This is a genomic window from Arenimonas sp. (genome assembly GCF_044348765.1).
Classification (GTDB): Bacteria; Pseudomonadota; Gammaproteobacteria; order Xanthomonadales; family Xanthomonadaceae; genus Arenimonas.
Genome location: NZ_JBIKSE010000059.1, coordinates 1 through 5,329, shown reverse-complemented (window position 1 = coordinate 5,329; position 5,329 = coordinate 1). Strand labels below are relative to the sequence as shown.

Genomic DNA, 5,329 nt, shown 5'->3' with positions numbered 1-5,329 from the left:
CCTGGCGCGCTACACCGGCACCGTGGTGGCGGTGACCCACGACCGTTACTTCCTGGAAAACGTGGCCGAATGGATCCTCGAACTCGACCGCGGCCGCGGCATTCCGTGGAAAGGCAACTACACCGCATGGCTGGAGCAGAAAGGCGACCGCCTGAAGCGCGAAGAATCGGCCGAATCGGCCCGCCAGAAAGCGCTGGCCAAGGAATTGATCTGGGTGCGCAGTAATGCCAAGGGCGGCCGCAGCAAGGGCAAAGCCCGTCTGGCCCGCTTTGAAGAGCTGAACTCGCAGGAATACCAGAAGCGCAACGAAACCAACGAGATTTTCATTCCGCCGGGCGAACGCCTGGGTGATCGCGTCATTGAATTCAAGAACGTGTCGAAATCCTTCGGCGACCGCCTGCTGATCGACGACCTCAGCTTCCAGGTGCCGCCGGGCGCCATCGTCGGCATCATCGGCCCGAACGGCGCCGGTAAATCGACCTTCTTCAAGATGATCACCGGCCAGGAAAAACCGGACAAGGGCGAAGTCAACATCGGCCATACGGTGAAGATCGCCTACGTGGACCAGAGCCGCGATTCGCTGCAGGCCGACCAGAACGTGTGGCAGGCGGTGTCCGGCGGGTCCGACATCATCACCATCGGCAAAACCGAAATCCAGTCGCGCGCCTACATCGGCCGCTTCAACTTCAAGGGCTCGGACCAGCAGAAACTGGTCGGCACGCTCTCGGGCGGTGAACGCGGCCGCTTGCACATGGCGCAGACCCTGCTGCAGGGCGGCAACGTGCTGCTGCTCGACGAACCGTCCAACGATCTGGACATCGAAACTCTGCGCGCCCTGGAAGACGCCATCCTCGAATTCCCCGGCTGCGCGATGATCATCTCGCACGACCGTTGGTTCCTGGACCGCATCGCCACCCACATCCTCGCCTTCGAAGGCGATTCGCATGTGGAATTCTTCCCCGGCAACTACAAGGAATATGAGGAAGACAAGAAACGCCGCCTGGGCGATGCCGGCGCACAGCCGCACCGCCTGCGTTACAAGGCCCTGAAATAAGATGGGCTTCATCGGGCGCATCAACGCCGCGCAGCAGGCCAACAACAGCTTGCTGTGCGTGGGTTGGGATCCGGAGCTGGAGAAATTCCCGGCCCACCTGCAAGGCCAGCCCGATGCCCTGTTCGATTTCTTCAAAGCCATCGTTGATGCCACCGCCGATCTGGTGTGCTGCTACAAGCCGCAGATCGCGCACTTCGCGGCGCTGGGTGCGGAAGATGCGCTGCTGCGCCTGATTCAATACACGCAAGCCACCTACCCCACCATTCCGGTCATCCTCGATGCCAAGCGCGGCGACATCGGCTCCACCGCCGAGAAATACGCGGTGGAAGCCTTCGGCCGCTATGGCGCCGATGCAGTCACGCTCAATCCGTATCTGGGCCGCGATTCCATCGAGCCGTTCCTGAAGCACGCCGACAAGGGCGTGATTCTGCTGTGCCGCACCTCCAACCCGGGCGCGAAAGACCTGCAAGACCTCGACTGCTCCGGCAAGCCGCTGTATCAGCGCGTGGCTGAAACCATTGCCCGCGACTGGAACGGCAACAACAACTGCCTGCTGGTGGTGGGCGCCACCTGGCCGCAGCAGCTGGCCGAAGTCCGCGCCATTGTGGGTGATATACCCTTCCTGGTGCCCGGTGTGGGCGCGCAGGGCGGCGATGTGCAGCAGATCATCCAAAACGGGCGCGGCAAAGCATCCGACGCACTGATCATCAGCTCCTCGCGGGCCATTCTGTATGCCGGTAACGGCCCCGATTTTGCCGAAGCCGCAAGGGTGGCGGCATTGAAGCAGCGGGATGAGATCAACCGCTATCGGTAATTGAGAATATGCGATGATGGCAGTCCCCACCGGAGCCTGCCATGAACCCACCCCTGTTTGACGCCACCGTTCCCGCCTTCACCCGCGCCCTGCGTGCCCTCGATGCCTGCCTGGACAAAGCGCAAGGCCACGCCGAAACCGTCGGTTTCGACATCACCACCCTGTTCGGCGCACGCCTAGCCCCCGATATGCTCCCGCTCGGCCGGCAGATCCAGATCGCCTGCGATTTCGCCAAAGGCGTCAGCGCCCGTCTGGCCCAAGCCGACATGCCGAACTTCGAAGACACCGAAATCATGCTGGCCGAGTACAAGGCCCGCATCGCCAACACCATCGCCTTCATCCAAACGCTGCCGGCCAATGCCTTCGCCGGTGCCGAAACCCGCCAGATTGTGATCCTGCGCAAAGACACCAAGCGTGAATACAACGGCCTGGACTATGCCCATCACGCCGGCCTGCCGAATTTCTATTTCCATGTCACCACTGCCTATAACATCCTGCGCCACAACGGCGTCATCATCGGCAAGAAGGATTTCATCGGCAGCGTCTAACGCCCCTTTCCCCTTTCCTGAAAGGGGGATGCGCGAAGCGCAGGGGGATTCACGCCCGAACCAAGGAATGAATACATGAAGATCGATGAAGCGCTGAATGTGTTTGGCGAACCGCTGGAGCTTTGCGGCGCGGACCCGGTCACCGGCTTCTTGCGCGATGGCAAATGCAACACCTGCAAAGAAGATAGCGGCTCGCATACCGTCTGCGTTGAAGTGACGCGGGCGTTTCTGGAGTTTTCCCGATTCCGGGGCAACGATTTATCGACGCCGATGCCGGAATACAACTTCCCCGGCCTGCAGCCCGGCGACAGCTGGTGCCTGTGTGCGGGGCGCTGGCTGGAAGCGGCGGAAAACAACATGGCGCCCAGAGTCCATCTGAAACGAACCCATATCCGCGCGCTGGATATCGTTCCATTCGAGCTGCTGAAGAAACATGCGGTGGATCTGAACTAGAGCCCGCACATTCCGCCTCACATCCCTCCCGACCTCCCTTCTGAACAAGGGAGGAGCTAACCCTTTCCCCCTTTCTTGAAAGGGGGATGCGCGAAGCACAGGGGGATTCACTTCTTGTTGCGCGAAGCGCAGGGGGATTAGTTCACCCACTTCCGGGCATTGACGAACAACTGCATCCAGGGCGAGAGCTCGCCCCACTGCTTCGGATGCCAGCTCATCTGCTTGCTGAACGCCACGCGCTCGGGGTGCGGCATCATCAGCGTGGCGCGGCCATCGGCCGAGGTCAGGCCGGTAATACCCATCGGCGAGCCATTCGGGTTGGCCGGATAGCTGCTGGCCAGATCGCCGGCGTTGTCGATGTAGCGCAACGCGGTCGGTACGGCGGTGATGTCCTGATCCGCTGCGAACACCGCGCGGCCTTCGCCGTGCGAGACCACCACCGGAATGCGCGACCCGGCCATGCCGGCCAGCAGAATGGACGGCGATTCGACCACTTCCACCAGACTGAAACGGGCTTCGAACTGTTCGCTGTGGTTGCGCAGGAAGCGTGGCCAGGCCTCGGCACCGGGAATCAACGCTTTCAGCTGACTGAGCATCTGACAGCCGTTGCACACGCCCAGCGAGAAGCTGTCTTGGCGCGCGAAGAATTCGGCGAACAAAGTACGCAGCGCTTCGCGTTCCAGAATGCTGGTGGCCCAGCCGCGGCCGGCACCCAGCACATCGCCGTAACTGAAACCGCCGCAGGCAGCCAGGCCTTTGAAGCCGGACAGATCGGTGCGGCCGGCAATCAGATCGGACATGTGCACGTCCACCGCCTCGAAGCCGGCACGGGTGAACGCGGCCGCCATTTCAATCTGGCCGTTGACGCCCTGCTCGCGCAGAATGGCCACGCGCGGCGCGGCGCCGGTGTTGATCATCGGAGCTTCGGGCACGAACGTTAGCTGCGGCTGCATGCCGGGCGCATCGAACCGGCGCGCGGCTTCGAATTCGGCATCGGCGCATTCGGGGTTGTCGCGCAGTTTCTGCATGGCGTGCGTCACCGACCACCAGGCATCGAACAGGGTCTGCCACGACCAAGCCGCCACGGTGTCGTTGTCGCGCAGCACGCGGATGCAATCCAGGCCGTTCGGTTTGGCCACGCGCTGGGCGCAGTGGGTCAGATCGCACTGGTTGATCAGATCGGCGAAGGCGGCGCGGTCGTCTTTCGCCACCTGTACCAGCACGCCGAGTTCTTCGTTGAACAGGCAGGCCAGATCGTTTTTGCCCCACTGGTCGAGTTTGATGTCGAGACCGCAATGGCCGGCGAAGGCCATTTCGCACAGCGCAGCGAAAGCGCCGCCGTCGGAACGGTCATGATACGCGAGAATCAGTTCCTGCTTGCGGGCGCGGATAATCAGCTGCGCCAGCGCGGCCAGCAGTTCGGGCGCGTCCAGATCCGGGCACTCGCCACCGAAGCGGTTCTGCACCTGAGCCAGAATGCTGCCGCCCATGCGTTTCTTGCCGGCACCCAGGCCGATTAGCCAGATGTCGGATTCCACCGACGTATCCAGCACCGGCGTCGATTGCGTGCGCACATCGTCCACGCGCGCGAAGGCGGAAATGATCAAGGACACCGGCGAGCTCGAGGTCTGCGTTTCGCCGTTGCTCTGCCAGCGCGATTGCATCGACAGCGAATCCTTGCCGACCGGAATGCTGATGTCCAGCGCCGGGCACAGTTCCATGCCCACCGCCTGCACGGCCTGATACAGCGCGGCGTCTTCGCCGGGCTGGCCGGCCGCGGCCATCCAGTTGGCCGACAGTTTCACTTCATCCAGTCCGGCAATCGGTGCCGCCAGCAGATTGGTAATCGCCTCGCCCACCGCCAAGCGCGCCGAAGCGGCGGCGTTCAGCACCGCAATCGGCGTGCGTTCGCCCATGGCCATGGCTTCGCCGGCGAACCCGGTGAAGTCGGCACTGGTGATGGCGCAGTCGGCCACCGGCATCTGCCACGGGCCGACCATCTGGTCACGTGCGGTCAAACCGCCCACGCTGCGGTCGCCGATGGTGATCAGGAATTGTTTGGCGGCCACGCTCGGGTGCGCCAGCACTTTCAGGCCGGCTTCGTACATGCCGATGCCGCCGGCGTCGAAGGCCGGGTGCACATCGATAATCGGCGCCACGGCATCACGCTGCATTTTCGGTGGCTTGCCGAACAGCAGATCCATCGGCATGTCGATGGCGCGGTCCTGTGGAGCAATGGCGTCCACGGTGCCGCGTTCGGCACCGTAGGCCACGATCAGGCGTTCTTCGTCGGTGGCGATGCCGACTGCCGCGAACGGGCAGCGTTCGCGTTCGCACAGGGCGCGGAATTCGGCCAGATGCTCCGGCGCGATGCCGAGCACGTAACGTTCCTGTGATTCATTGCACCACAGCTGCATCGGCGACAGCGAGGGATCATCGCAGGGCACTTTGCCCAGATCG

Annotated in this window: 5 protein-coding genes; 4 read left to right on the top strand and 1 reads right to left on the bottom strand. The window is 62.9% G+C overall.

The features are described 5' to 3' along the window. The 4 genes from ettA to ACIQ0Q_RS08110 all read left to right on the top strand — a co-directional run. A partial coding sequence (ettA, locus tag ACIQ0Q_RS08125) for an energy-dependent translational throttle protein EttA (RefSeq protein WP_395772438.1) occupies positions 1-1,054 on the top strand: 1,054 nt, incomplete at its 5' end. A gap of 1 nt (position 1,055) precedes the next feature. Then, complete coding sequence (gene pyrF / locus ACIQ0Q_RS08120; RefSeq protein ID WP_395772437.1) at positions 1,056-1,868, top strand: orotidine-5'-phosphate decarboxylase; 813 nt, start codon at positions 1,056-1,058, stop codon at positions 1,866-1,868. 41 nt (positions 1,869-1,909) lie between these two features. Then, complete coding sequence (locus ACIQ0Q_RS08115) at positions 1,910-2,416, top strand: DUF1993 family protein (RefSeq protein WP_395772436.1); 507 nt, start codon at positions 1,910-1,912, stop codon at positions 2,414-2,416. A 75-nt stretch (positions 2,417-2,491) separates the two neighbouring features. Further along, entirely contained in the window at positions 2,492-2,869 is a 378-nt protein-coding gene (locus tag ACIQ0Q_RS08110) for a DUF2237 family protein (protein WP_395772435.1), read from the top strand. Positions 2,870-3,006: 137 nt separating this feature from the next. Here the strand turns inward: ACIQ0Q_RS08110 and purL are convergent. Further along, positions 3,007-5,329, bottom strand: a 2,323-nt coding sequence (purL, locus tag ACIQ0Q_RS08105) for a phosphoribosylformylglycinamidine synthase (protein WP_395772434.1), incomplete at its 5' end; no start/stop codon positions are given.